Genomic DNA, 26,947 nt, shown 5'->3' on the forward strand with positions numbered 1-26,947 from the left:
TTAATAAAAGTGGATTTCACGTTTGTAGCACATCCTCTACAACAACTTTTCTTTCCGTTATCGTAAAGCAATACGAGAAAAGTGTTAAAATCTGTTAATTTAGGTTTAAAAACTGGCGTCGTTGTTTGGAATATGGGACATTATGTATTAGATTTGCTTCAGTCTATGTGATACATAAACGGCAACTGAGTAAAACGTTGTAAATTAAGCGAACATAATGAATACAAAGAAACTAGTAGCAGGAATGCTCTTCATAGGCTTATGTCTAGTGTCGCAGGCACAAACAACCAAAAAATCTACCGATTCCGATCCCGACAACCTAGCAAAAGAATATTTTTCACAAATCATGGGTGTAGCCACAACAACAATGGCTAATACAAAACTTTACCAGTTCGTGTATGAATGGTTGGGAACACCTTATCGTCTAGGCGGTGATTCAAAACGAGGCATCGACTGTTCAAAATTTTCCTTGGCTGTTTATGAAAATGTTTTCAACACGACAATAGGCTACAATAGTCGTAATCAATACGCCAATGTAACCCCGATTCGCAAGAAAGACCTTCAATCAGGAGATTTAGTATTTTTTAAAATTCGCAGTAGACAAATTACCCATGTTGGGATTTACCTTGGCGATGGCAAGTTTGCACATGCATCCTCCAGTCGAGGGGTGATGGTAAGTAATCTTGATGAGGCTTACTGGAAACGCTACTATTATCAAGGTGGTAGACCAGAAGAATCAAAAACCATGACAGCAAATATCGATTCCGACGATAAAAATGAAAACTTAAATTAACATAAAAAATATTTTTAAAAGGTCTGAAAGCAGTTTCAGACCTTTTTTGCTTTAAGCCTATTTAGTTCATAAAGAATTATTATTTTTACCAGCAGCAATCAAGAGAATAATATGTCGATAAAAAGAACACTTATTTTAGATAAAAATCAGATTCAACAGAAATCGATCCGCATCGCCTACCAAATTTTAGAGGATAACTTTGAGGAAAAAACCCTAGTACTTGCTGGTATCGCAGACCGAGGATACGTCTTTGCTCAAAGATTACAGAAAATCCTCCAAGAGATCGCACCAAATAAAAGTTTCGAGCTATTAAAAGTCGTGATCGCAAAAAACAAGAGAAGCTTAGATGCATCAACAGATTTACCAATCGAGATTGCTAAAGACAAGGTTATCGTCGTTGTCGACGATGTACTGAATAGCGGGCGTACACTTGCATATGCCTTAGGTATGTTTATTGACGTACCGTTAAAAAAAATGCGTACAGCCGTATTGATAGACCGTTCGCATCACCATTTCCCAATTTTCAGCGACTACTACGGGATAAAGCTATCAACTATCTTAAAAGAAAACGTTGAGGTCGAATTGCAAGAGTACGATAATAAAGACGATTCCGCTTGGCTCGCTTAATCGAAGTTGTGGTAGTGGTCAATTAACTTACTTTACGAATTTTCAGCTTTTGTCCGACACGTAGCTTACTATTATTTAGACTGTTATCCGTCTTTATTTTCCTGACAGTGCTACCTTTATAACGATTGGAGATATGCGATAATGTTTCTCCTTTACGAACTGTATGCGTCACGTAGGAAAGTTTGGACTTCTTTCTATCGGGCGTATCTTTAACTTTCGTCACCGCGGCTAAACGTTTAGAAGTTTCAGCTTCGGAAGTTTTATTGACAATTAATTCACGTCCTTCAATCGTACTATTGTTCACCAATCCGTTCCATGCTTTTAAATCTTGAACCGTAACAAGGAAGGCATTAGCCAATGACGACAATGTTTCTCCCTTCTTAACGACATGCAATACGTTCACTCGATTTCTAGATCCTTCTTGCGGGACAATTTTAGCAGAAGCAAGCAGCTGTTGTTGCTGAGGTTCAACATTGAGCTGATTATTCAACGCTGCATAAAGTAAACTATCATTCAAATGAGAGGTTTCCGGAACAATAATCCGAGCCGGGTTCGCAGAAGAAGCAACAACTGTTTCTTTCTTTATAGCAGGATTAAATTCTTTTAACGTTTCCAACGGTAGGTCAACTGCACGAGCGACTTGATTGAGATCTACGTTTTGTTCAACTATTATGGGTTTAGGTATCCAAGTAAAGTTTGACGGTATAGTTTCTATACCATACTCATTAGCATGCTTCAAAACATACGTCATGGCGATAAATTTCGGAACGTAATTCCGGGTCTCCGCAGGCAGGTAGGGTGACAGCTGCCAAAAGTCCGGATTGCTGAGGCCAGATCGTTTAATTGCTCGTCGCACCCCCCCTTTTCCACAATTATACGAGGCAAGCACCAGCAGCCAATCTCCAAACTCACTATACGCCTCTTTAAAATAACGGCTAGCGGCATAACCTGCGGCATAAGGATCTTTTCGCTCATCAATTGTATTATTTATTGTCAAATCATACTCTTTGGCTGTAGCATACATAAATTGCCATAAGCCCACCGCGCCTGCACGAGACACCAAATGAGGATTAAGCGAGGATTCAATCACCGAGAGATACTTCATTTCTTCGGGCACCCCAGCCTCTTTAAAGATCTTCTCGTAAATCGGGAAATAATATTGTGAGAGTCCATCTAATTTAGCCAAATACGGATTATAGTTTCTCGAACTATAGGTTTCTATGTATGATTTAATTTTTTCATTATACGCTAAAGGTACGCTACGCTGAATTTTCCGGAGGCGACTGTAAATAACAGAATCTTCTTGGGTCCGCAAAGGTCCGGTGAAGGATAGTGTTTTGAGCGTATCAATCCCTGAAAAGATAGCATTTCGTTGGATTGACGCAATATTATGAAATACAAGTTCGTCACTTATCAATGCCGAAGCATCCATATCTTGAGCACGAACATGGGTTAGAATACTACAGGCACAAAAAGTGAGCGCCCATAAATATCGTTTTATCATAGGATTTGATTTTATGAAAAATACACGTTTTAGGTATGATACTAATGTATTGCAATAGTAGTAAAACGTAAGAACTTCGAACTTAGTATGTCGAGATCGACAAACTACATAAAAAAACTAGAGAGTTTTATGCGAAAATCACATAAAGCTCTCTAGTATGTTTTCAGAAATATATTTTACTATGGATTTTGTGTATTGTTTTTATTAGGCTCTTCTTCGCTTTTCGAACCATCTTCGCGTTGACCATCTTTAAATTCCTTAACTCCACGACCTAAGCCCCGCATTAATTCTGGAATTTTTTTACCTCCGAATAGTAACAAAACCAAAACCACTATGATAATAATCTCCTGTGTCCCGATAAATAATAATCCCGATGTGTACATAGTTTTTAAAATCTTAACGTTGCTTTCATTATCAACGTTTTACAAATATATAATTAAATTTAAGAAATCCCTGTAACTATTTTGCTAGCCAAGAATTCGGATTCATTGCCGTTTGACCCTGATAAACTCCAAAATTCACTACCGAATATCCTGCATCTGGATCCGCGTCGGCGGTACCAATTTGCTGGCCTCTAGAAACTTTTTGTCCTTTACTCACGGACACGCTTTTCAAGTTCGAATACGACGTGTAGTATTCACCGTGGTTGATTACAACAAAACTACCAAAGACCTGCACCGCCACACCGTCAAATACAGCTTTGACCGCCCCGTTCGTCGAAGTTCGAATAGCCACATCCGGATGATCGAGTTGCACATTTCTTTCCACTTTTTCAAATCCGAAGTTACGAACAATCTGTCCTTGCGCAACTGGCCATGGTAACCGCCCTCGATTTGATTTAAAATCCGCGGAGAGTTTCGCCGCCGCAGGTGTCGAACGTAATATTTCACTATCTGACTTACGCGGGGTCACTTTCTCAACTTCAGCGACCGTTTTACCCGTACGTTTGGCTTCTTCCTCCGCTGCTTTTCGACGCGCCTCCTCGGCCCGCCTACGCTCTGCCTCAATTTCGCGACGAATTGCTTGTTTAATCATCGCATCGATTTTTCGCTTCTCTTGTTGCTTCTTCGTTAACTGTCCTTGATAGCTTGATTCTTCTTTACGAAGTTGACTAAGTTCCTTGGCGTGTGCTGCTCTATCCTTAGCTATTGTAGCCTTCTCTTGCTCCTGCTCTTTCAATAGCTTATGTTGCATTTGACGATCTCGCTCAAGTTGCGCAATCTTCAATTCTATTTCCTTGCGCGTAGCTTCGATTTCAGCAACCTTTATTTTACGTGCATCACTAAACTGCTGAAGATATTTCACCCGTTTGAATGCTTGATTAAAATCTTTTGACGCAAACACAAACATTAATTTATTATAACCATTCTTATTGCGAAATGCGAAAAGGATCATCTTTTCATAGTCATCGCGCATTTTTTCAAGTTCAGCCTTTAAATTATCAACTATTTTAACATTCTTTTGAATATTATTATTTATGATACGTAACTCGGAATTTATGGTTTTTATCTTGTCCTCGCGTAAATCCAGCTGCCTACTAAGCGCATTGACCTCCTTTTGAGAAAGCAACTTCTCGGCGGTTTTAGCTCTTAATACTTTTGTTAATTCCGCGATTTCAACATCTATCTTTTCACGTTGCTTTTTTAGTTCCGCACTGCTCTGCGCTGACAACAGCCCAATTCCTAGACTACAAACTATAAAGAAGCTAACTAATATTTTTTTTACGTTCATGAACCGTTTCTCTCTATATATCGGTTAAATTTAGCTTACAAAAGTAGAATATACATGTTATACAGCCAATTATTTTATACTTTTTCTAATTAATCGCTCTAATTTATGACTTTATATCTCTCAGAAACCGTAAAAGGTAATTCGACCGGTGCATTAAAATTTACTCGACTAAAATCCAGTTTTGCATTGATAGACATATTCTCTCCTACAATATCTAACGCAATATTCTGTGGGAAATTATAACCACCGGTTGTCGCGTAATTACCATAATAAGCCTCTAAATTCGAGGTTCCTCCGACTTCTTGTAGGATAAAGTTGAATGGCCTATTTTCTTTATTTATTCTATATTGAAAAGAAAGCTGGTCTTTAATTCCAATAACTATAAACTCATCTTGCGCACTTGCTACTTGCACATTATCCGTACGCAAAAGTGACGACGAAACGTTAGCCAACAACAAATCCTGAAGTGTAGTAAATGTTACACCCGGGTTCACATAATTATAAACGTAACTAAACGGTTTGCTGATATACTCACCTTGTAAACGATTTATAATTTTCACGCTGTCCGGTGTGATTAATACGCGCGCCGCCTCAACCCCTAAAATAGCCGTTACAGAAATCCAAATTGCTTTATCCCGATCGATCCGTATATTTAGCGTCACATCTCGTTCTTGTTTGTTCATCTGAATCTTTGTCTTCGCTCGTCCAGAAAAAGTGTGAAAATCTAAATTGTTCAGTTCGAAGCTGCGAATACTCTCCGCATTCGCCGAAGCTACATTAGATTCAACTTTATCTGGCATGTTTATTTTTTGTCGGGTCTTACAGCTGGCAAACAAGCCGACCACCGCCATTAACCACATAAATCTATTCCACATACGCCCTGGTTGCTATTTTCGTTTTCAATTTTTCCACATCGATGCCACTTCCTTCGCTCATCGAAAGCGCTTTCTCCCATTGCTTGAGCGCATCTTTGGTACGACCCGTTTTTGAAAGAATATCGCCGTAATGCTCATATAAAACTGCGTTAGGTTCACCTGCACCCATCGCTTTCTCCATCCATTTTATAGCCTCCGTATACTTCTGCTGTTTGAAAAGTATCCACGCATATGTATCTTGAAAAGTGCTGGAAGCAGGATCAAGCGTATTAGATTCTTTAGAAAGTTTTTCAGCAAGATCTAATTTCTCGTTCCGTTCGGACAGATAATACGCATAGTTATTCATTGCTGTAGCATTTGTGCTGTCCAATTTAATTGCTTCTTCATAGGCAACATCCGATACATCGGCCATTTTGAGTTTATGATAAAGATCCCCTAAACCAGCATATATTAGGGACTGTAAGTAGTGATTTTCTTTCCCACTGTTATCCAATGCCGACTCCATCATCTTACGCGCATTATCGGTATCGTCTTTAACCATATACGACAATCCTGTAAAATAAAGAAGTAACGGATTATTTGGATTTGCTTCGAGAGCTTCAAATCCATGCGCTATTGCTTGGTCGGGTTCATTCAGCCCCAACTCTACGTTTATTAACATACGCCATGCATCAACATGATTTTTGTTGATGCCAACGGCCGTTAAGAACAATGATCTCGCTTCTTGCAAATTACCTCTTCGCCATAAAACGTCACCTTTCGCCACATGGCTGTCGGCAACCCGAGGATGTTTCAATACCAAGATATTAGCAAGATCTTGCATCTGTTCCAATTCGAACTTAGTGGTTCCGTTTAAGATCGTATACATTACCCGATGTTTATCTAGATAATTTACGTCGTCCGCTTCAAAAGCTTTTTTGATAGATTCAAACGCCTGAATATCTTTACCGCCTGCTACATAAGCATTCGCAATATCAAGATATAAAAGGTTATCTTTACTATTAGCTACTCCATCCTCAAGTACCTGGATAGACTTTTTCCAATCGTCGTTAGCTAAATATATATAACCCAATGTACTATATATTTGACGAACGGTCGACTTTTCCTTTAACCAGGGCGTTAACAATTGTTCAGCTTCAACTTTACGATCGAGATCAACTAAGATTTCCGCTTTAATGACGTCCAAGGTATCCGACGTTCCGAAACGTTTTGTAGTGACTTCATATGTCGCCAGTGCATCTTCGGATTGCTTATTGGCATGCTGAAGCATAACCTTCTCACGGTATATCGACACCTTTTCCGGATTAGACGCAATAACTTTATCTAAAACTTCAATTGCCTTACTAAACTCTCCTTGACTTTTGTGCAACTCCACGAGGTAATTAGCAAACATTAAATTTGAAGGTTCAAGCTGAAATGCTTGTTGTGCCAAAGGAACCGCAACGTCAAAATTACGGGCCTGCCCAAATAAGAGTGCTTTTGCGTAATAGACTTCTGCTGCTTCCGGATATTTCGCTATCACCCTGTCAAGTGTCTGGATTGCTCCCTCCAAATTTCCAACACGAAGAAACCCTTCTACTGCTACCAATTCTTGTTTATAAGGTTTATCCCCAACATCTACTTGTTGTGCGTAACTCTGAGACAATGTCCCCAGACTCGCAATCACACAAGCTCCTATCCAAACTATTTTTTTATACATTCTAATTCTATTCCGTCCTATAATTAACCATCAAAGCCAAAATCCATTTTAATAAAAGTAGCACCCGCCACCTTAGACCATGATATATAAAGATGACAAAAAAAAGCAAAACTTTAGGTAAATACTCTTAAAACATGTTAAAATTCGTTATTCCCACTAAACTCGTTACTTTGCATCTGGATTAGAAAATTCTAAAATCACGCTTAAAAAACGTCGATCCGGTATAGCGCTTTGTCTGCCCCCATCCAGCAGTCCGAACCCATTCAATAAAAGTAAAATACATTTTTTTTATTAGAATATATTAACGTACCTTTGCAAACCTAATTGTAGTGATTACAAGAGGATAAAAAGATTTATTAATTAATTAAATAAAAGCAAGTGAATACGTTAAGTTACAAAACTGTCTCTGCCAACAAGAACACCGTTAACAAAGAGTGGATTGTTGTTGACGCTGAAGGAGAGATTTTGGGGCGCTTGGCAAGCAAAATTGCGAAAGTAATTCGTGGAAAGCACAAGCCTACATTCACCCCACACGTAGACTGTGGTGATAACGTTATTGTTATCAACGCAGACAAGATTAAACTAACAGGAAACAAACTAGGCGATAAAGTCTACGTTCGTTACACTGGCTACCCAGGTGGTCAGCGTTTTGTTTCTCCTAAAGAATTGTTGGCTAAACACCCTGAACGCATCGTTGAGAAAGCTGTTCGTGGTATGCTTCCTAAAAACCGTTTAGGACGTCAATTATTCAAAAACCTTTATGTGTATGCTGGAACAGAGCATAAGCATGAAGCACAAAATCCAAAATCAGTTAAATTTTAAGGAGAGCAAACATGTCAACAACAAACACTTCAGGTAGAAGAAAAACCGCTGTTGCCCGCATTTACTTAACTGCTGGTGACGGAAACATTACCGTAAATGGTAAAGATTATAAAGAATATTTCCCAACATTGCCATTGCAATACATTGTTACTCAATCAACTGAAGTAGCTGGTGCAGCTGGAAATTTTGATGTGAAAGTTAACGTTCATGGTGGTGGTGTCAAAGGACAAGCTGAGGCGGTGCGTTTAGCAATTGCTAAAGCTTTAGTAGAACTTGACCCAGAAGTAAAACCGGCTTTACGTGCAAAAGGACTAATGACTCGCGATGACCGTATGGTTGAGCGTAAGAAACCAGGACGCCGCAAAGCACGTAGAAGATTCCAATTCAGTAAACGTTAATCAAAGGAGGATCAAAAAATGGCAAGAACAACTTATCAAGAATTATTGGATGCAGGTGTGCACTTTGGTCACCTTACACGTAAATGGGATCCGAAAATGTCGAAGTACATTTTCATGGAACGTAACGGTATCCACATCATCGACTTGAATAAAACTCTTACGAAATTAGAAGAAGCTGCTTCAGCTATCAAACAAATCGTAAAATCAGGTCGTAAAGTATTATTCGTAGCAACGAAAAAACAAGCAAAAGAAATCATCGCTCAACAAGCGAAAGATGTAAACATGCCTTTCGTAACTGAAAGATGGTTAGGTGGTATGCTTACAAACTTTGCAACAGTACGTAAGTCTATCAAAAAAATGTCGAACATCGACAAAATGCAAAAAGACGGTACTTTCGATGTATTATCTAAAAAAGAAAAATTGATGATCCAACGTGAGCGTATCAAGTTAGAGAACCTTTTAGGAGGTATCGCTGACCTAAACCGCTTACCGGCTGCTTTATTCATCATTGATGTTAAAAAAGAACACATCGCTGTGGCTGAAGCACTTAAATTGAGCATCCCTACTTTTGCAATGGTAGATACAAACTCTGACCCTTCAAATATCGATTTCCCTATCCCTGCTAACGATGACGCTACAAAGTCTATTAGCTTGATCGCGGGAATCATTGGAAAAGCAATTCAAGAAGGCTTAGAAGAACGTAAACGCGATAAAGAAGAAGAAGCTGAGAAAGAAGCTGTAGCTGAGAAAGTTGCAGTAGACACTCCTGAAGCGACTGAAGCTAACGCAGGAAAACGTCCTCGCAAAGCAAAAGACGGAGAATAATATTCTGTATTAAACCGGATAAGCATGTGTTAGTCTTCTTGAAGTATTTCTTCATGGGTCTACAAATGCCTTATCCGGTTTTTTGCTATTTAACAAAAGCTTAATCTTATTCCACAAACAATATGGTCTGGATTAGGTTTTTTAGATTGTAAATTAAAAAAAGAAATAAAAACATGTCAGTACAAATTTCTGCATCAGATGTAAACAAATTGCGTCAACAAACTGGCGCTGGTATGATGGATTGTAAAAAAGCGTTAGTTGAAGCTAACGGTGACTTCGAAGCCGCTGTTGACTACTTACGTAAAAAAGGAGCTAAAGTAGCTGCTAGCCGTCAAGACCGTGACTCCAACGAAGGTGTAATCATTGCTAAGGCAGCAGCCGATGGCAAATCAGGTATCGTCGTAGAGGTGAACTGTGAAACTGACTTCGTGGCCAAAAATTCTGATTTCGTAGCCTTCGCTGAAAAAATCGCAGAAGTAGCATTGAACGAAAAACCAGCGTCCTTGGATGCTCTTAAAGCACTAACACTTGATGGTAAAGTGATTGCTGACACTCTAATCGAGCAAACTGGAGTTATCGGCGAGAAAATCGACATCTCAAAATTTGAGGTTGTTTCAGGTGAAAAAGTTATTGCTTATATCCATGGTAACTACCGTTTAGGTGTATTAGTAGGCCTTTCAGCAGACGTTGATGGTGCTGATGATGCCGGTAAAGATGTTGCAATGCAAATCGCTGCTATGAACCCTATAGCAATCGATAAAGATGGTATTGACCAAAACACAATCGACCGCGAGATCGCTATTGCGAAAGAGCAAATCATAGCAGAAGGTAAACCTGCTGAAATGGCAGAAAAAATTGCACAAGGGAAATTAAACAAATTCTTCAAAGACACTACTTTGTTGAACCAAGAATTTGTGAAAGATTCATCTAAAAGCATCGCGCAGTTCTTAGATTCAGTATCTAAAGGTCTGACGGTTAAAACTTTCAAACGTATCCAATTAGGCGCGTAGTTTAACTTTGCACTATTGCAGATATTACGGATTTAAAGTTCGTTTTAAAAGCCTCATCCAATTGGACGAGGCTTTTGTTATTATCTGGCCGCGAGCCGTAGTTCATCCTTCACTTATAGTCACATTTAAGATAGTTTTACTACATTTGAAAAACCGAGATTATCAAAATGAAAAAAACAACTATTTACAACATATTAATATGCTTAATGTGTAGTTTCGTTTCTGATCTACCTGCTCAACAAATCATCTCATCAAAACAATTGACAATCCAAGGGAGAGCATTCGATAACAGCCCCAAATTTCATCGAGTGGATACTGCAAAGTACGGCAATTTGCCTAAGGCCGTAAAAAGACTGCTAACCAACTCTCCAGGGATGTACACTACCTTCCGAAGTAATACTGAAACGGTAGCAATAGACTGGACTACTGCCGACGCAAAATTAGGAAACAACTCTACTCCGATCATGTCCAGAGGCTTCGATCTTTACGTCAAAGAAAATGACGGCTGGCACTTCGCTGGTGTTGCACGTCCTGATCTTACGAAGCCATCAAGTTCATTTACAATCGTAGAAGAGATGGATAATAGCGAAAAAGAATTTCTCCTTTATTTCCCTTTATACAAAGAGTTAAACTCCTTCGATTTACGGCTCGATGAGCAAGCTTCCTTTGTGCCTACAGATCAGAAATACAACACGAAAATCGTCATTTATGGTTCTAGTATCGTCCATGGTGCTTCGGCAAGCCGTCCAGGATTGGCATACCCTTCCCAATTAAGTCGTCGCCTAAACGTCGAGGTGATCAATCTTGGTGTTAGTGGAAATGCTAAGATGGAACTGCCATTAGCGCAAATGATCAACGATATTCAAGACATTGACCTAATCATAATGGACTGTGTGCCTAACAGCACGCCTGAACAGGTCGCGGAACGTACATTTACTTTCGTTAAAGAATTACGAAAAAAACACCCGAGCACCCCCATACTAATGATTGAGAGTATCTCTAGACAGATCGGAAACTATAACCTAAAGTGGAAAAAAAGATTACAGGATCAGAATGGTAATTTCAAAAAAGAGTATGACAAACTCCTTAATAGCGGAGAAGAAAACCTTTATTACATCCCTTCCAATGATTTAATAGGCCACGACACGGAGGGAACCGTAGACGGTACGCATCCTACAGATGTTGGCTTTGCGCGCATGGTCGAAATTATAGAATCGAAAATTAAAGAAGTCCTAAAAAACATATAAGTAGCATATAAAGCAGAAAAATGCTAATTTCCAATCATATATGAGGCTATCAGACTCTTCCGGGCAGCAAAATGATGATGATCAACTTTTAAAAAGTTTTCATAAAGAAGGTGATTTGAACGTACTTGGTGAACTTTTTGCTAAACATAGCGAGATGGTCTATTATGTTTGCCTGCGTTACTTTAAAGATGTGGAAAGAAGCAAAGATGCCGTGATGCAGATTTTTGAATTACTTATCACCAAGGTAAATAAACAGGAAATTAAAGATTTTCCAAAATGGCTATACGTTGTGAGCAAGAACCACTGCTTAATGGCACTGCGATCGGTCAAAAATAATAAAGAAATTCCTATGTCTGATTTTATGGAATTTACTTCAATAGTGCATCCAGAGGAAACGTATCAGCAACGGGAAGAAATATTAACACTGTTAGAGGATTGCATAAGTAAACTTCCTGAGAAGCAAAGAAATAGTGTAGAACTTTTTTTTCTGAAAGAAAAATGTTACAAAGACATCACTGCAGCGACTGGGTATAATCCTAAAGAAGTAAAAAGCTTTATCCAAAATGGAAAAAGGAATTTAAAAATATGTATGGATAAAAATGGAAAATCGACGATTTGACATAGCCCATATTCGTAAATACGTCAAGGGAGAGTTGTCCGATAAGGAAATGTATGTATTAGAACGTGCTTCACATGAGGACGAAATGCTTATGGATCTTATCCTAGGTATTGAGGCAGATGAATCGGCGGGACAAACATTCAATCGTGAGGAAATTATAAACCGCATTCATAGTCGTAACCAAAAAAAATCCGGAAAAAAAATACGCTCCCTGATACCGATCTCCGTTGCCGCTTCAATTTTGTTTGTTTTTGGAATAGGCTATTACTTCTTTTCTTACCAGAAAGAAAAATATACGGAAAACTATCTCAGCGAAAGTCCCCGCTTCCCCTCCGAGCTCGGTCCTGAAGTTGACAGTATTGGACGTTCAACAGTACAACAGGAAGACACTAAAGAAAAACCTGAAGAGCCGCCTCGCATAGCACAAACCAATATTTCTAAGAAGAGAAATTCTACGCAACAAAAAACGGAAAAAAAAGACATTAAAGATTTACCGCGAATAACAATCAATGGCACAGTACCTGGAATCAAAGATGACAGCTTAAATCCATTAAGTGACAACAAAACCAAGCGACTTGCTACATTAAATCATGAAACAAGTCATTTGCCAATAATTGAAATTCATACAAATAAAGAAAGTGCTATCGCTGCAAATGCACGTATGAATGCTCGGAAATCCCACGTGACGGATACATTAGAAAATAATATCTACGGATATACGAGCGATCAACCGTCTATTTCTTCCCGGTATGCAATAGATCAAGATTCACCATTTCGTAATGCACAGGTAATGTCTTCCACCACAACCATACGACAAGGACACGATACAGCCCTTAAAAAACTGCCGGAAGACAACCAGCTAGATGAAGTGGTGGTCACCAAGGCTCCCCTTCCCAAACGGTCCGAACCTATCATCGGATGGACTTCTTACCGAAATTATCTAAAAAAAGCGACTGGAGAATATGAAGGGCAAAATGGATCTGTAACCGTCTCGGTGGATATTAATAGTAATGGAAAACCCGAAAACATTCGTATTATTGAAACAAGCTCCCCGACTTTGTCAAATCACGCTATTACGATAGTCAAACAAGGTCCCAGGTGGATACCGGGCCGCAAGAACAATAACGTGAAGTTTAAAATCGAATTTAATAATTAAAATCGTTCACACTTATTTTTTTACCGGCACAAATTCCTTATTTTGCTAATGATTAGTGTGGACAAATGAAATACAAACAAATTAACAATAATTCGATTAATCAGGTGATGCTAATCATCATCATTATACTGATTTGCATTTTAGTTTTCAAAAATCTTATTTACTACCTCCCGGGATTCCTCGGTGCTGTCACGCTCTATATACTGTTTCGTAAATCTTACATCAAATTGACCGAAGAAAGAAGATGGAACAAAATACTAACAAGCATCTTATACATTTTGCTTTCCATCGTGTTTATCGTATTACCTTTCTGGGCCTTAATCGATTATCTCGTACCTCAAATTAATGAATTCCTTGGCAATAAGGCGGAGATAATCGCCAAATTTAATGCGCTAAAAACATTCATGAGCGATAAACCTCTTTTAAAGGATATCGACATGTCTGACTCAGCGCTACTAAACTTTTTACAACGATCTACCCGTTATGTACCGAATATCATTAACTCCGTGGCTGAAGTTATGGTTAACATTATTGTCACATTCTTCGTTTTATTTTTTATGCAGATCCACTCCAAAAGAATGGAAACGACGTTATATAAATCAATCCCATTCAGCAGAGATAGCAAACGCGAAATATGGGACGAAGTTAATTTAATGATACGTTCGAATGCTATTGGTATACCTATCTTAGGTTTCTGTCAAGGAGTTGTCGCAATGATAGGCTATTGGATATTCGGTATTGACAATTTCGTGCTTTTAGGACTACTCACCGGCATATCCTCTGTCGTCCCAATATTGGGTACAATGACAATTTATACTCCGGTTTCTATCATCACTTTAGCAACCGGCGATACGGCCAACGCAATTGGACTATTTATTTATTGTTTATTACTTGTCGGGGGAATCGATAATATCTTACGATTCACTATCCTTAAAACAATTGGGAATGTACCACCAATGATTACCGTCTTCGGAGTATTATTAGGACTTAATCTGTTTGGTATGCTTGGGCTAATTTTTGGACCGTTAATACTTTCTTCCATTGGTTTGCTGATAAAGATATATAGTAATGAGTATGGAAAAGGTATCGTTCGCAATGTATTGGAACATCCGGAAGGCCCTCCAAATCCCACCCCTGATCGAGACAATTCATCAAGCTAAATCCGAATATTTCAGCAAGAATCGGATTGTTATATTTACTGGGATAACGGAACTTTGGGTATGGAAAAGCAACAAAATATCTTAAATTATAACCGAATAGCCTCTGCAATAGAATATGTTAAATTACATTTTCAAAAGCAGCCGACGCTCGAAGACATTGCAGGTCATGTACATGTGAGTCCTACTCATTTTCAGCGTATATTCCAAGATTGGGCCGGTACAAGCCCAAAAAAATTTCTACAATACATCAGTCTCCAGCACGCAAAAAAGCTTCTTAAAGAACAGCAATCGAGCCTATTTGAAGCGACCTATCATACGGGACTATCCAGCACTAGCAGGCTTCACGATCTATTCTTAAATATTGAAGGTATGAGCCCCGCCGAGTATAAATTAGCAGGCAAAGGGTTACACATCAGTTACTCGTTTTATCCTACCCAGTTCGGTTATGCATTGATTGCCTCAACTGATAAAGGTATCTGTATGGTGGCTTTCGAAAATCCCGATGAGGATCCTTTATCTTCACTTTACAAAAATTATTCTAATGCATCGATTCAAGAGAAAACCGACCCATCTCATCTACCGGTTCTGGAATTTTTTGCAGGCGATTGGGATAATTTGAAAACGATAAAGCTTCATTTAAGAGGAACAGCATTTCAATTGAAAGTATGGGAGGCATTATTAAAAATACCGATGGGTAAATTGACCACGTATCAAAAAATCGCTTTCGAAATTCAAAACGATAAAGCTTCACGGGCGGTCGGAACGGCGATTGGTACTAACCCCATCGCATTTTTAATTCCCTGCCATCGGGTTATACAGTCCAGCGGTCTTCTTGGAGGTTACCGATGGGGTTTAACGCGGAAATCCGCATTAATACTATGGGAGAGTATGATAATAACCGAAACACGCAATGACGCTATTTAACGATCTACCTAACAGGGACCAAAATTTATTACCCTACGATGGACAAGTAAATTACCATGGTCCGATCTTCAGCACACAAATGGCGGATGACTATTTCCAAACATTGCTCACGCAATTAGAATGGGCTCCTGATGAGGCTGTCATCTTTGGTAAACATATATTTACTAAAAGAAAGGTCGCATGGTACGGAGATCGCCCATATCAATACACATACTCGGGAATACAGAAAACAGCGCTACATTGGCATCCTACGCTCCTTAGAATCAAAGAAATTGTGGAGACAGTTTCGCAAGAGGTATATAATTCATGTTTATGTAATCTTTATCATGAGGGCTCTGAAGGAATGGCTTGGCATAGTGACGGTGAAAAAGATTTGAAAAAGCATGGCGTAATAGCATCAATCACCTTGGGTGCGCAACGCAGGTTCGGCTTTAAACATAAGAATACCAAAGAGACTGTATACCTAGTGCTAGAACACGGGAGCCTCTTATTAATGAAAGGAACCACACAAGATCACTGGTTACACCGGCTACCGCCGACAACAAAAGTTAACCAGCCCCGTATAAACTTAACTTTTCGAATGATAGAAAATAATTGATTATCAGAGTATTGTCAAGGATACAGCAATTTGTAAGTTGACCATCACATTGTCCAACGGGCGTCGCTAAAGTCCATCTTTGTTATTTTATTTTTCGTAGATTAATAAAAATGAATTATTATGAGCGTATTAGAAAATAAAGTAGCGATCGTCACCGGTGGAGCATCGGGCATCGGAAAAGCAATTGTTGAGATCTTTTTACAAGAAGGTGCAAAAGTTGTTGTCGCAGACTTAGACGAAAACGCCGGTCGTGTGATATTAGAAGGAAATACTGTAGGCAACGTCGTATTCATCAAAGCGGATATTGCTTCGCCAGAAGACAATCAAAAAATCGTCGACGCAGCAATTGAAAATTTTGGCGCGCTACACATAGCCGTAAACAACGCTGGAATTAGTGGAGCTTCCAATGACGTAGGTGATTACCCTATTGAATCATGGAACAAAGTGATCGATATCAATCTTAACGGTGTATTTTACGGTATGCACTACCAATTACCCGAAATTGAAAAAGTTGGTGGGTCAATAGTCAATATGGCGTCTATTTTAGGTCAAGTTGGTTTCGCCAACTCTTCAGCATATGCCGCTGCTAAACATGGCATTGTGGGTTTAACAAAGTCTGCAGCATGGGAATATGGAGAGCGTAACGTGAGAATCAACGCAATCGGTCCTGGATTCATCGTAACGCCATTGATTGACAAAGAACTGGATGATCAAGTCCAAAAAGATCTAGCGTCGCAACACGCGCTTCAGCGACTGGGGAAACCACAAGAAGTTGCTGAACTTGCATTGTGGCTTGCTTCCGAAAAATCTTCCTTTGCGACAGGAGGGTATTATCCAATTGATGGAGGATATCTGGCAAAATAAAATGAGCGTCAATCCAACTGTGGTTGGCGGGCGTAATTTACAAACAGGTATTGACGTAGCGTTAGTCTAAAATAGCTCTACGTCAATACCTCTGCTACTACAAAATTACTTCCACCGATAAAGACCATATCCTCCTTATGGGCAGAAAGTTTAGCGCAGCGGAAAGCTTCTTTCACTGAACTATAGAAGTTGCCTTTTAGATTGTATACAGCGGCTTGTCGCATTAATTCGTCCGACGGCATCGCTCTCGGTATATCGGGACTACAAAAATAATAAATTGCGTCCTTTGGTAACTGCGGGAGCATATGACTCAAATCCTTGTCTCGCATTACACCGACTATGAAATGTAACGTTTTGTAAGAAGTAGCACCTAAATTCCTCACTACTTCCCGAATCCCGTCTTCGTTATGCCCTGTGTCACATATTATCAACGGATTCATTCCTAGTTTTTGCCAACGTCCTTGTATTCCCGTGTTCTCAATGACATTAGCAAGACCACTGCGGACGTCGTCGCTCGAAATCTTAATTCCCTGTTTACGTAATTGGTCTACGGCCGCGAGAATTCCTAGTAAATTTTTTTGTTGATAAAGCCCCGTTAATTCCATTTCCCAGAATGAAACATTTCCGGAATTGTCTTGAACCTCTAAAGTTTGCCCATCCTCAGTAAGTTTAAAAGATTTCACGTGTAACTCGTCAGAAGCAAAACGAAGTGGAGCGCCCAACTCTGCCGCCTTTTTTTCGAAAACATGGGCAATCTTCTCGTCCTTTTCTGAAACTACAACAGGAACCCCCGGCTTGATGATACCAGCCTTCTCATAAGCGATCTCCGCTAGCGTATCACCTAGCATATTCATATGGTCCATGCCGATGTTCGTGATAACCGAAAGTTTCGGTGTGATGATATTTGTGCTATCCAGCCGTCCCCCAAGTCCAACTTCAATGATTGCGTAATCAACATTCTGTTCCGCGAAATAATCGAAAGCAAGCGCTACTGTCACTTCAAAGAATGAGGGTTTTATAGATTCGATCAAAGACCGATGCTGATTAACAAAATCAATTACATTTTTCTTAGGAATCATTGTTCCATCAATGCGTACACGCTCTCGAAAATCTACCAAATGTGGCGATGTATACAAACCCGTTTTGAATCCAGCACTTGAGAATATTGAAGCTAAGCTATGTGACGTTGATCCTTTACCATTGGTTCCAGCGACGTGTATAGATTGGAAACGATCTTGCGGTTTACCGAGCGCTTCGCAAAATTGGGAAATATTTCCTATGTCTTTTTTAAAAGCACTGGCGCCATCGCGGGTAAACATAGGTAAGCGTGCATAAAGATAATCGATAACTTCCTCGAAGGTTTCCATCATGAAAGAGCGTGTATAAACTGAAAAACGGTGTAGCTACGTCAGCAGAACGTCGAAACACCGTTTTTATCGAATAGTATAATCACTAAGGTAAGACTTAGCGCAATTTAAAGTTAAAAACAATTACTCCTGTTTGTGAGCTAGGAGCATTAGGTAGCTGATTCAAACGAGCTCCCATAACGGCGCGTTCGCATTTCTCCATAAGCGAACGACTTGAAATGGTCGTCCCCTTAACACCAGCTCGCGCGTATGTGATTACACCGCTTTTATTTACCTTAAACTCTACAGCCACTCGACCAGCTTGCTGACCATCATCATCAATTTTTGGTGGAACCTCAAAACGTCTATTTGCTATGGAAAGCATCATGTTACCATCACCTGATCCGCCCTCGCCATAGTTACTCGCTAACGGATCTCCCAAGTTACTACCTTGATTTCCTGCTACAGACCCTGTACCGTCTCCTGTTCCTGTCGAATTATTTTTCTTTCCCTTGTAGAGCGCATTAGGATTTACGGCAGGTTTAGCATCCTTTTTTTCCGCTGTAGCCACCGGAGCGTTCGCTTTTACAGGCTTTTCATTTTTAGGTACTGCGGGCGCCTCTTCAATATCTTGTGTTGCGACAACTTTGTCCGCCACTTGTTGTGCCGGCGTAGGCGTCGGAGTTGTTTCCGGATCTATTTTATCTGGCCTTACATTATTTGCCTGTTCGTCCATTGAAGGCTCATCTACACTCATATAATCGTCCCCCATGCCCTCTTCAGCGGTACCGTAATTAACGATGATACCGCCCATACCATATTGCGGAATATCACTGTTAAATACCACCAAAAAACCTATTAGCACGAGCGCTGCCATTACCGCTGTTGATAGCCCTAATGCCTTGGGCATATTGTTTTCCTCTTGCGATTGATAATACATGCTCATAATCTACTTTTTTACCTCTACTTTAAAACTACGTAAATTGTTGTTCCTGCAAGGGTTAATTAATCTTTTGCCGGCTCTGTAGCTAATACCAGCTTAACCTTATTTCTGTTAGCGATGTCCATAACCGAAATAACATTTTGAATAGGAACGCTACTGTCAGCGTAAAGCATGATTGTAAGTTCTTCTCCATTCACAATTTGTGATTGTATTAGTGGCTCCATTTGTTCCAGACTTACAGCCTGTTTATCGAAATGATACATCAAATCGGAAGTAATTGAAACAGTGATCGTCTTTTTAGCGACGGACTGTTCGCCAGCACTCGATTTGGGTAGCAACAGTTTCACAACTTGCGGGTTGGCTACAGCGGAAGCCAGCAGGAAAAACAACATTAGGAAGAACATAATGTCGTTAAGTGCAGATGTATGTACCTCTGCGCTGGGCTTATGTCGTCTATTTCTTAAATTCATCGAATTTTAATCCTAAAGGTCCACTACTAAATTCCAGGCTCATCCAACAGATCGATAAATTCAACCGCATCAGTTTCCATGCGTAAAATTAATCGCTCAACCATCATATTAAGAATATGATATCCGATATATGCTAAGATACCAACTGTCAAGCCACTTGCTGAAGCAATCATCTTCACATAAAGCCCGCCTGAAACAGTACCTATATCAATACCTCCAGCAATCTCCACTTCACGGAAAATTTGAATTACACCAAAGATTGTTCCTACGAAACCAAGCATCGGTGCGATACCTGCAACAATACCTAATATATTTATGTTTTTTTCTAATTTAGAAACCTCTAATTTTCCTGCGTTCTCAATTGCTCCCTCAATGTCTTTAATGGGACGACCAACACGCGCGAGTCCTTTTTGTAACATACGAGACAAGGCCGAGTTATTTGAACGACAAACTGCGATAGCTGCATCCAGCCGACCTGACATCACATTACTTTTTATTTGTGATAACAGACCAGAATCTGATTTAGAGGCCTTACGAATGGTAAGGTAACGCTCAAAAAATATTACCAATCCCAAGAATAAAAGGAAAACGATTGGAATCATGATCCAACCTCCCCGCATCAACATTTCAATTAAGCTTAAATTGTCTTGTACCGGCGCTAAATCAATCGCCTGTTGCTGAACCGCACTCAATGAATCCACCGTTAAATTTTCTTGCATAAATGCCATAGTCTTATTTCGTGTTTTTTTAAATTTTATTATCTATTAATCTTATCTGGCCAAGCATCTTTAATAATATGCTTCTGCACGAACATTAACGCGGAATCAAGCTGCGCTTTGGTTTCATAGGAATCCCAAATTACTTTTTTCCTATTTTTTGCTAGGTTACTCGGCACCACTCGTACTTTCGGGTATCCCGCTTTATTATATGATTCTGCTTGCTCATAAGCCTGTGCTAAGGTTCGGTGCGAACCAATAACGATCTGCCAAGTGTGGCTAGCTGGGACCAATACAGCGTTTGCATGAGTTTCTGCAGTATCAACTTGTTTCGCTGTATCTATAACCGTAATCTTATCCACGGTGTCTTCTACTGGTTCACTATTCGAACGCGCAGTGGTATTTATCAGACTATCCTTACTAGAAGAAACGCCGGATGTCTGCGTATTTCTAAAGTATAAAACAGCTAGAACTCCTAGGGCAGCTACAGCGATTAAAACATACCAAATCGTATTATTTGACGATTTTTCAACGTATGCTTCTTCGACCTCCGTCGTACTATATTCATTATCTGCTCCTCCCTGGTTATCGGCCGTTTCTGTAGCGGACAGCTGTTCAACAGTCTCTGCGTTTGATTCCACATCCGCTTGACTTTCTTCCTGCACTAGAATTTGTTCCTGTTCAGCTACCGGGGATTCCAATGCCTCTACAGGCTCATAGTTAAAGCCCGAAAGGTCAAGGGCCTTAAACACATAACCTTCGCCATAACTAACCAGGTAGCCTAAGTCATCAAGCTTGACTTGCCCCTGATCCCTTACATTATTTAAAAGATCCTGCACAGTTTCTTGAACTACCTTTTGGGCATCAGATCTTTCGATTTCATCCAATTGTTGGATGTAACTTATAAAATCATAGCCTGTATCGCTATTACTTTCAAAATCAATGTAGTCTATGGGGGGAAGATAAACGTTTCTCTTTTCATCGAACGTCGATGGCGTATGGTTCCTCTTAAAGGTCCCCAAACCACTGACGTAGACTTCAGACTGTCTTTTTAACAAATTATAAACGTTCTTCCCTAAGTTCATCCCAATTCTTTAAGTAACTGCAAAGTTAAAATCTTCTGTGCTTAAAATGAAAAATTTAAACCACCTATAATATTAAATCCTAATTTAGGATAGTACAGATACGTTTGGTATTCGTTATTGAACAAATTATTCGCTTTTACAAACAACCCTAATTGCTTGGTTGCTTTGTACTCTGCACCCGCACTCACGTCCACAAAAGAGGGAATTTCTGCTCTACTAAACGTGGGCGGATTGCCCATCGCATTTTGCGGATCGTAATCGTCCCAGTCCTTTGCGTAAGTTACGCCATGAAACAATGCCTCAGCGTCGATATATAACTTTTCAGAAATATTGAATCTTGCATTCGCCGCTAAACGTAGCTTCGGAAGATGCCAGGCCTCCTCTTGCTGGGCCATTGTGTATTGATCAATGTTCAAACGTCCACCCAAGTTAACAATTTCAGACAGCCTTACATTAATTTCACCTTCTATACCAACGTGTTTTACAGCTTCATCGCCATTACCGTCATAAACCAAATCGAAACGGAAAGGTGTTCCTGCATTATTTACATATAAAGGCATACCTTCTAGTTGACGATAAATTGCCTTCACCTTATAGCCGAATGTTGCTCCAGCATTCCCCTTAATACCACCGTAGAAGTTAATTCTTTCAATAGTATTCTGTATCGCCAAGTTTGGACCTAAAAATGGATTTTCTCGAGCAAAATCACGATAAGAAGCCTTATTAATACCACCGTTTACACCCCCGAAAATATGGAAATACTCCGGAGCGAGCGCAAAATCAACCTCCGCCGACGGAAAAATATTAAAGCTAGAGCTGTCTCCAAACTCCGGAACAAAATTAGCCCCGAGGGTAACAGCATAATTATCGCCCTTGAATCGAATATATGGGTTTAAAGTCGCAAAAGAATTCTTTGTTGTATTTCCCCCAAGAGCATTTGTTCCTTGTACATTGTTAATATCTACAGCAACATTTGCTCCTATATTAAAAGCACGTACCCTTTTGTTTAGGTAAGCAGACAATGCAACTGAAGTTTCCTTCGCATCATATTTATCCCCGAAAGAATACGCATCAACCTTTGCCGAATAGCTCGTCGCATTCTCATTTTCAGGATCATAATTACTTGTCAGTTCTCCTGTGAAATAAATATCGTTAAAAGCCTGTTTCTCCGGTGTTGGATTCAGCGGAGTTTCGCCGTCATCTGCAAATGGTATCCCATAGAAGTTTGTAGCATATCGGTTGTAACCAATCACTCCATCCACCGTAAACTGAGATAAAATACGTCGCCCAAAAACGCCGACCTCTTGCTTTGAAAACTTTTGTGCCTCCAGACTTCCTTTTTGACTAAGGTGTTTTATAAAACCTCCAACCCGCATATCTTCATATGCGTCATATGCAAAATAACCCTCACCAAGTATCGTATTAAAATTCCCTAAACCGAACTTCACGTAATTGCTCGTTGGGTCTGAAGTTGTCGTAAATGGTGTCTCTTTGACATTCAGTTCCTTTAATCCGGTATTTATATCGAGCTTTCTATCGGTTATATTACCATAAGAAAGTTTGGGCATATAACTACGCTTATTAGTCATATCTGGGCTCCGGCGTATCTTCACTGCATCCGCTAGAAGTGGCCTATAATCACGAACGACATCAAAAGAATCGATAGTCACAGGTTTTTCGGGTTCTGGATCTGTTTGCTGCGCGTAGGCCTCAACTCCTAACCCCATAAACAACGCTACTATTGCGTAACTTTTAAAAACTGTTTTATGCAATTTCATCATTCTATCCTAATTCTTGTTATTTCAATTTTTCCAAACGAGATTTCGCTTCTTTAAGCACATCATCCTCTTGGTTTTCATAATTATCAATCACACTCTCCAATGTAGATTTCGCTTGGAATTTATCTCCCTTCCCTAAATACGCATCAGCCATAACAATAAAGCCTTTCGCGACCCAGTAATCATAAGACGAAAAAGTATTGGAGATATCCATGGCAGATTCAATTGCCTTATCATACTGCTTAGCTTTTAATTGAAGTTCACCAACTCGATAACGAGCTTCCGCGCCAGTCACAGTATTACTCTTTAATGCTGCTAGATTGAACTCTTTCGTAGCGTCAGCTTCTTTATTGGTTGCTTGAAAAGCCTTTCCTGAATAAAGATGTGCCAAAGCAATATCCTCTTCTGAAGATTTTTCATATTCTCGAACCAATTTGGCGTAGTTCTGCGTTTCTACATGGTCACCAATATTATAAAAGCTCACTAGTAGATTGTTAATCGCAAAACCGTAGTTGGCCTTATACTCGGAAGTCAATTCGAGTTTACGCAACACCTGTACAGCCTCATTGTAAGCTTTCTTTTTCAAATGTAAACGAGCGACGCTGATCAAGGTTTGCTCAGTATAGGCACTCGTCCAGTCGTTCATGATAATATTAAAATCATGTAATGCCTCATCGTCCATACCTAGTTGTGCGTAGCTTTCTCCCCGAATGAATCGAGCATGCTTCTCGTGGATTGGTTTCGGAAATTTATCAAAATAGGCATTTACCGCCTCTACAGAGCCCTGATAATTTCCTCTATCAAACAATGTTTTAGCAACGCTAAAGGTGTGTCCATCCTGCTCAGCATTGGTAAGGTCACCGATATTGGTACTCGTTGCGTAACGAATGTACCCTGTAGCGTCTCCTTTATCTAAATAAATATTTTCAATAGAACGCATCGATTGCTTCGCTTCGTCGGTCGTTGCATACCGATCTACTACACTTTGGAAAGTCGCCAATGCGGCATCGTTGTCGTCTTTATTATATTGGACCAGACCAATCGTCACCAAAGCACGTGGAACATAACTACTACGAGGATAGGCTTCAACCATTTTCTGCAGTCCAGAAATTGCTTGGTCGTAATCTCCCATCAAGAAATACGTATACGGCACTTCGAAGGCTACATCATCTGCATAGTTTGACTTAGGGAACTGCGCAACCACCGAATTCAATATTGAGATCTTACCGTTGTTATCTCCTTGTAACCCTTGTATGATTCCACGTTGGAATAGTGCATAGTCTTGACTCGGAGCCTTTTCACTAATCAGGCGATTGTAATACGTCAAGGCACGACCATAGTTTTTCATTCCGAAATACGAATCGGCAAGTCTTGCAACTGCATCGTTACGAGTATTGATTTCTATTCCTTCCTTACCACCAGTCGCTAGAAAACGTTCAAAATAATTTGCTGCTGTTGTATAACGGTCGTGGCGAAAAGCCGCATAGGCTAAAGCATAGTTGGCATAGCTGTATACGTCCGTTTTTCTGGCAGCCGGTAGTTGCATGAATTTATTGAAATTAGATACAGCTTCCCCATATTTACGGACTTCATACATCGCTTCCGCTTTCCAATATAGCGCTAGCGCGTAGATTTCTTCGTCGTGACGATTTGCCTCTGAGCGCATGAACATCGAAATGGCATTTTCGAAAGCTCGTTCGTTATAAAACTCCAATCCACGATAATAAGTCACTTTTTGATACGCAGCATTCGCTTCTCGTCCGCGTTTTTTTATCCCCTCAAGAATGTCTACGGCGGCACGATAATTCTTCGTACTCAATAATACTTCGGCGAGTAGGGTTTTCGCTTCCTCTTGTCGTTTTGAATTTGGATAAGTATCTAAATATTCTTGTACAGATTCGAGGGCTACTTGATGGAACTCTAATTCGTATGATAGTTTCGCATAATTAAATAAGCCCTCTTCCTTTAACTGTGGATCAAAATCCAACTTTGAAGCTCTAAAAAATGCGTTACGAGCACTCTGCTTGTTGCCAGTCTTCAAAAAGGAATCGCCAAGGGTGATCATTGCGCTCTGATAATAAGCATCTGGCTCAGTCAGCTTTTCTAATTCCTGTATAGCCTTTGGATAATCTTTTAATTTATATGCTATATAACCAATTTGGTAACTATCCTGATTATTCTGTGTCTTACCCTGGTCCTGTGCTTGGAACTTATCGTAATAATCTTTCGATTTCTGTAAGTCACCTTTTATAAAATATGTTGCCGCTACAATGCGGAAAAGCTCCGTCTCATTCTCTTGTTTGGTGCGATCTAGAATCGGCAAAGCATACGCTAATACATCATCGTAACGCTTATCTAGAAAGTATAACGCCGTAATATAATACGGGTAACTATTTTCATAGGTCTTTGAGCCATTCAGGCGTTCAAATTCGTTCAATGCAGTTTTATACTCTGCGTCTAAATAGCATAAATATGCATAATAATATATAGAAGCTTCTTGGTATTGTCCATTATCATCTTTTAGACGCTCAAATAAGGGTTTCGCTGATTTATAGTCCCCTGTCATAAACTGGGCGTAACCTAACTTAAAGCGATATTCGGTATTCTCTGCCCCAGCTAAATTTTTACTATCAATTTTCTGGAACCATTCAATCGCTTTTGCATAATCCTTTTTTGCATAGTATGATTTTCCAATCTGAAAATAGGCAGCTTTGGAATTTGCACTAGCGGGATAATCCTTGATATACTTTAAGAAGCGGGTTTCTGCGTTTGAATCACCTAATTCAAGTGCACAAATTGCTTGATAAAATCGAACATTTTCTTTAACGAGAGTAAGTTCTTCGGTTTCATCCAACTGAAGAGTAGATTTCGTGCGTATCTCTTCTACCCTATCAAATTGTTTGGCAGCCGAACTATATTTCCCGCGTTCAAACAACTCCATACCTGATTTGTATGCGTTGTTTATTTGCTGCCATGCCGTTTGCTGTGCAAACGACGTTGACGCCATAAAACTCAACGCCACACCTACACCATAAATTTTTTTATTCATACTGATGATTATTCAACAACTAAATTATCGTGTTAAAAAACGAAGTCTGCTCCCATAAAGGCACATAGCTTCAGGATACTAAATTATGACTAATGCACTACGTTTTCCGCAAAAGTTCTTAACATCTGTTGATAACTGACTATTATAACGAACATTTTACCAAAAAAAGTGCCTAACTTTATAAAGTCAGGCATTATTCTTTTTTTATTCGTAAAAACGACGACTACCCCCTCTGTCCAGCCAAAAGATATAGCACAGCCATGCGGACTGCCACGCCATTTTCCACCTGATCTAATATAATCGAATGCTTACTATCCGCAACATCTGTTGTAATTTCCACGCCACGGTTTATCGGCCCTGGATGCATTATTGTTATTTCTTTGTCTAAGCTATCTAAGATTTTTTTATCCACCCCATAAAGCATCGTGTACTCTCTAAGAGAAGGAAAATATGCTATATCTTGTCGTTCTAACTGTATCCGGAGCATATTAGCCACATCGCACCAATTCAGTGCTTTACGTAAATCATGTTCTACGCGTACTCCTAGGGAAGATATGTATTTAGGAATCAAGGTAGTCGGCCCACACACCATGACCTCTGCACCCTGCTTTTGAAGGCATAAAATATTTGATAGAGCAACTCGAGAATGTAAAATATCTCCGATAATTGCTACTTTCCGTCCTGCAACATCTCCAAATCGTTCACGAA

Annotated in this window: 26 protein-coding genes; 13 read left to right on the plus strand and 13 right to left on the minus strand. The window is 39.7% G+C overall.

Annotated elements, in window-relative coordinates; genetic code table 11:
• Positions 1 to 217: 217 nt before the first annotated feature.
• Together HP439_RS07080 and HP439_RS07085 are read left to right on the plus strand one after the other, a co-directional pair.
• Positions 218 to 793: a C40 family peptidase gene (locus tag HP439_RS07080; protein ID WP_172389642.1), complete on the plus strand. Its 576-nt coding sequence runs from the start codon at positions 218 to 220 to the stop codon at positions 791 to 793.
• Positions 794 to 904: 111 nt separating this feature from the next.
• Positions 905 to 1,420: a phosphoribosyltransferase family protein gene (locus tag HP439_RS07085; protein ID WP_172389643.1), complete on the plus strand. Its 516-nt coding sequence runs from the start codon at positions 905 to 907 to the stop codon at positions 1,418 to 1,420.
• A 22-nt stretch (positions 1,421 to 1,442) separates the two neighbouring features.
• Here the strand turns inward: HP439_RS07085 and HP439_RS07090 are convergent, their stop codons facing one another.
• From HP439_RS07090 to HP439_RS07110, 5 genes are all read right to left on the minus strand, one after another.
• Positions 1,443 to 2,924 (minus strand): lytic transglycosylase domain-containing protein, encoded by a 1,482-nt coding sequence (locus HP439_RS07090; RefSeq protein WP_172389644.1) that lies wholly within the window; start codon positions 2,922 to 2,924, stop codon positions 1,443 to 1,445.
• 179 nt (positions 2,925 to 3,103) lie between these two features.
• Complete coding sequence (locus HP439_RS07095) at positions 3,104 to 3,307, minus strand: Sec-independent protein translocase subunit TatA/TatB (RefSeq protein WP_172389645.1); 204 nt, start codon at positions 3,305 to 3,307, stop codon at positions 3,104 to 3,106.
• Positions 3,308 to 3,383: 76 nt separating this feature from the next.
• Positions 3,384 to 4,655: a murein hydrolase activator EnvC family protein gene (locus HP439_RS07100; protein WP_172389646.1), complete on the minus strand. Its 1,272-nt coding sequence runs from the start codon at positions 4,653 to 4,655 to the stop codon at positions 3,384 to 3,386.
• Positions 4,656 to 4,753: 98 nt separating this feature from the next.
• Complete coding sequence (gene lolB1, locus HP439_RS07105) at positions 4,754 to 5,530, minus strand: lipoprotein insertase outer membrane protein LolB1 (RefSeq protein ID WP_172389647.1); 777 nt, start codon at positions 5,528 to 5,530, stop codon at positions 4,754 to 4,756.
• Entirely contained in the window at positions 5,520 to 7,229 is a 1,710-nt protein-coding gene (locus HP439_RS07110; RefSeq protein WP_172389648.1) for a tetratricopeptide repeat protein, read from the minus strand. The genes lolB1 and HP439_RS07110 overlap by 11 nt, the downstream gene beginning before the upstream one ends.
• A gap of 378 nt (positions 7,230 to 7,607) precedes the next feature.
• On the opposite strand from HP439_RS07110, the gene rplM reads away from it, so the two are divergent.
• The 11 genes from rplM to HP439_RS07165 all read left to right on the plus strand — a co-directional run bounded on the left by rplM (position 7,608) and on the right by HP439_RS07165 (position 16,852).
• Positions 7,608 to 8,051, plus strand: coding sequence for a 50S ribosomal protein L13 (gene rplM, locus HP439_RS07115; protein WP_086947328.1), 444 nt, complete (start codon positions 7,608 to 7,610; stop codon positions 8,049 to 8,051).
• A gap of 11 nt (positions 8,052 to 8,062) precedes the next feature.
• Entirely contained in the window at positions 8,063 to 8,449 is a 387-nt protein-coding gene (rpsI, locus tag HP439_RS07120) for a 30S ribosomal protein S9 (RefSeq protein WP_172389649.1), read from the plus strand.
• Between the two features lie 18 nt (positions 8,450 to 8,467).
• A complete protein-coding gene (rpsB, locus tag HP439_RS07125) occupies positions 8,468 to 9,274 on the plus strand; it encodes a 30S ribosomal protein S2 (RefSeq protein WP_172389650.1) in 807 nt (268 codons plus the stop codon).
• A 173-nt stretch (positions 9,275 to 9,447) separates the two neighbouring features.
• Positions 9,448 to 10,284, plus strand: coding sequence for a translation elongation factor Ts (gene tsf / locus HP439_RS07130; protein WP_172389651.1), 837 nt, complete (start codon positions 9,448 to 9,450; stop codon positions 10,282 to 10,284).
• 167 nt (positions 10,285 to 10,451) lie between these two features.
• On the plus strand, positions 10,452 to 11,531 hold the full coding sequence (locus HP439_RS07135; protein WP_172389652.1) for an SGNH/GDSL hydrolase family protein: 1,080 nt from the start codon (positions 10,452 to 10,454) through the stop codon (positions 11,529 to 11,531).
• Between the two features lie 40 nt (positions 11,532 to 11,571).
• Positions 11,572 to 12,150, plus strand: coding sequence for an RNA polymerase sigma factor (locus tag HP439_RS07140; RefSeq protein WP_172389653.1), 579 nt, complete (start codon positions 11,572 to 11,574; stop codon positions 12,148 to 12,150).
• Entirely contained in the window at positions 12,131 to 13,306 is a 1,176-nt protein-coding gene (locus HP439_RS07145; protein WP_172389654.1) for an energy transducer TonB, read from the plus strand. The genes HP439_RS07140 and HP439_RS07145 overlap by 20 nt, the downstream gene beginning before the upstream one ends.
• Before the next feature lie 65 nt (positions 13,307 to 13,371).
• Complete coding sequence (locus HP439_RS07150) at positions 13,372 to 14,466, plus strand: AI-2E family transporter (RefSeq protein ID WP_172389655.1); 1,095 nt, start codon at positions 13,372 to 13,374, stop codon at positions 14,464 to 14,466.
• A 60-nt stretch (positions 14,467 to 14,526) separates the two neighbouring features.
• Entirely contained in the window at positions 14,527 to 15,390 is an 864-nt protein-coding gene (locus HP439_RS07155; protein WP_172389656.1) for a methylated-DNA--[protein]-cysteine S-methyltransferase, read from the plus strand.
• A complete protein-coding gene (locus HP439_RS07160) occupies positions 15,377 to 15,988 on the plus strand; it encodes an alpha-ketoglutarate-dependent dioxygenase AlkB family protein (protein WP_172389657.1) in 612 nt (203 codons plus the stop codon). The genes HP439_RS07155 and HP439_RS07160 overlap by 14 nt, the downstream gene beginning before the upstream one ends.
• A gap of 120 nt (positions 15,989 to 16,108) precedes the next feature.
• The gene (locus tag HP439_RS07165; RefSeq protein ID WP_172389658.1) at positions 16,109 to 16,852 is read left to right on the plus strand and encodes an SDR family NAD(P)-dependent oxidoreductase; all 744 of its coding nucleotides are present in this window, start codon (positions 16,109 to 16,111) and stop codon (positions 16,850 to 16,852) included.
• 77 nt (positions 16,853 to 16,929) lie between these two features.
• Here HP439_RS07165 and HP439_RS07170 read toward each other — a convergent pair whose 3' ends face one another.
• The 8 genes from HP439_RS07170 to HP439_RS07205 form a co-directional block, all read right to left on the minus strand.
• Positions 16,930 to 18,222 (minus strand): bifunctional folylpolyglutamate synthase/dihydrofolate synthase, encoded by a 1,293-nt coding sequence (locus HP439_RS07170; protein ID WP_343043519.1) that lies wholly within the window; start codon positions 18,220 to 18,222, stop codon positions 16,930 to 16,932.
• A 94-nt stretch (positions 18,223 to 18,316) separates the two neighbouring features.
• A complete protein-coding gene (locus HP439_RS07175) occupies positions 18,317 to 19,138 on the minus strand; it encodes an energy transducer TonB (protein WP_172389665.1) in 822 nt (273 codons plus the stop codon).
• A gap of 65 nt (positions 19,139 to 19,203) precedes the next feature.
• Positions 19,204 to 19,611, minus strand: coding sequence for an ExbD/TolR family protein (locus HP439_RS07180; RefSeq protein WP_172389659.1), 408 nt, complete (start codon positions 19,609 to 19,611; stop codon positions 19,204 to 19,206).
• 26 nt (positions 19,612 to 19,637) lie between these two features.
• Complete coding sequence (locus HP439_RS07185) at positions 19,638 to 20,330, minus strand: MotA/TolQ/ExbB proton channel family protein (RefSeq protein WP_425501323.1); 693 nt, start codon at positions 20,328 to 20,330, stop codon at positions 19,638 to 19,640.
• 38 nt (positions 20,331 to 20,368) lie between these two features.
• Complete coding sequence (locus tag HP439_RS07190; protein ID WP_172389661.1) at positions 20,369 to 21,412, minus strand: HU domain-containing protein; 1,044 nt, start codon at positions 21,410 to 21,412, stop codon at positions 20,369 to 20,371.
• Positions 21,413 to 21,453: 41 nt separating this feature from the next.
• Positions 21,454 to 23,193, minus strand: coding sequence for a porin family protein (locus HP439_RS07195; RefSeq protein ID WP_172389662.1), 1,740 nt, complete (start codon positions 23,191 to 23,193; stop codon positions 21,454 to 21,456).
• Positions 23,194 to 23,209: 16 nt separating this feature from the next.
• The gene (locus HP439_RS07200; protein WP_172389663.1) at positions 23,210 to 26,239 is read right to left on the minus strand and encodes a tetratricopeptide repeat protein; all 3,030 of its coding nucleotides are present in this window, start codon (positions 26,237 to 26,239) and stop codon (positions 23,210 to 23,212) included.
• Between the two features lie 223 nt (positions 26,240 to 26,462).
• On the minus strand, positions 26,463 to 26,947 hold a 485-nt coding region (locus HP439_RS07205), incomplete at its 5' end, for an aspartate/ornithine carbamoyltransferase family protein (protein ID WP_425501322.1).

This window comes from Sphingobacterium shayense (genome assembly GCF_013179575.1).
Classification (GTDB): Bacteria; Bacteroidota; Bacteroidia; order Sphingobacteriales; family Sphingobacteriaceae; genus Sphingobacterium; species Sphingobacterium shayense.

Coding starts and splice junctions, on each gene's coding strand:
- HP439_RS07155 (WP_172389656.1), top strand. CDS start 14,527: ATGGAAAAGCAACAAAATATCTTAAATTATAACCGAATAGCCTCTGCA.
- HP439_RS07160 (WP_172389657.1), top strand. CDS start 15,377: ATGACGCTATTTAACGATCTACCTAACAGGGACCAAAATTTATTACCC.
- HP439_RS07195 (WP_172389662.1), bottom strand. CDS start 23,193: ATGATGAAATTGCATAAAACAGTTTTTAAAAGTTACGCAATAGTAGCG.
- rpsB (WP_172389650.1), top strand. CDS start 8,468: ATGGCAAGAACAACTTATCAAGAATTATTGGATGCAGGTGTGCACTTT.
- HP439_RS07165 (WP_172389658.1), top strand. CDS start 16,109: ATGAGCGTATTAGAAAATAAAGTAGCGATCGTCACCGGTGGAGCATCG.
- lolB1 (WP_172389647.1), bottom strand. CDS start 5,530: ATGTGGAATAGATTTATGTGGTTAATGGCGGTGGTCGGCTTGTTTGCC.
- HP439_RS07100 (WP_172389646.1), bottom strand. CDS start 4,655: ATGAACGTAAAAAAAATATTAGTTAGCTTCTTTATAGTTTGTAGTCTA.
- HP439_RS07095 (WP_172389645.1), bottom strand. CDS start 3,307: ATGTACACATCGGGATTATTATTTATCGGGACACAGGAGATTATTATC.
- HP439_RS07085 (WP_172389643.1), top strand. CDS start 905: ATGTCGATAAAAAGAACACTTATTTTAGATAAAAATCAGATTCAACAG.
- HP439_RS07190 (WP_172389661.1), bottom strand. CDS start 21,412: ATGAACTTAGGGAAGAACGTTTATAATTTGTTAAAAAGACAGTCTGAA.
- HP439_RS07180 (WP_172389659.1), bottom strand. CDS start 19,611: ATGAATTTAAGAAATAGACGACATAAGCCCAGCGCAGAGGTACATACA.
- tsf (WP_172389651.1), top strand. CDS start 9,448: ATGTCAGTACAAATTTCTGCATCAGATGTAAACAAATTGCGTCAACAA.
- HP439_RS07175 (WP_172389665.1), bottom strand. CDS start 19,138: ATGTATTATCAATCGCAAGAGGAAAACAATATGCCCAAGGCATTAGGG.
- HP439_RS07150 (WP_172389655.1), top strand. CDS start 13,372: ATGAAATACAAACAAATTAACAATAATTCGATTAATCAGGTGATGCTA.
- HP439_RS07185 (WP_425501323.1), bottom strand. CDS start 20,330: ATGCAAGAAAATTTAACGGTGGATTCATTGAGTGCGGTTCAGCAACAG.
- HP439_RS07200 (WP_172389663.1), bottom strand. CDS start 26,239: ATGAATAAAAAAATTTATGGTGTAGGTGTGGCGTTGAGTTTTATGGCG.
- HP439_RS07090 (WP_172389644.1), bottom strand. CDS start 2,924: ATGATAAAACGATATTTATGGGCGCTCACTTTTTGTGCCTGTAGTATT.
- HP439_RS07145 (WP_172389654.1), top strand. CDS start 12,131: ATGGAAAATCGACGATTTGACATAGCCCATATTCGTAAATACGTCAAG.
- HP439_RS07170 (WP_343043519.1), bottom strand. CDS start 18,222: ATGATGGAAACCTTCGAGGAAGTTATCGATTATCTTTATGCACGCTTA.
- HP439_RS07140 (WP_172389653.1), top strand. CDS start 11,572: ATGAGGCTATCAGACTCTTCCGGGCAGCAAAATGATGATGATCAACTT.
- HP439_RS07110 (WP_172389648.1), bottom strand. CDS start 7,229: ATGTATAAAAAAATAGTTTGGATAGGAGCTTGTGTGATTGCGAGTCTG.
- rpsI (WP_172389649.1), top strand. CDS start 8,063: ATGTCAACAACAAACACTTCAGGTAGAAGAAAAACCGCTGTTGCCCGC.
- HP439_RS07080 (WP_172389642.1), top strand. CDS start 218: ATGAATACAAAGAAACTAGTAGCAGGAATGCTCTTCATAGGCTTATGT.
- HP439_RS07135 (WP_172389652.1), top strand. CDS start 10,452: ATGAAAAAAACAACTATTTACAACATATTAATATGCTTAATGTGTAGT.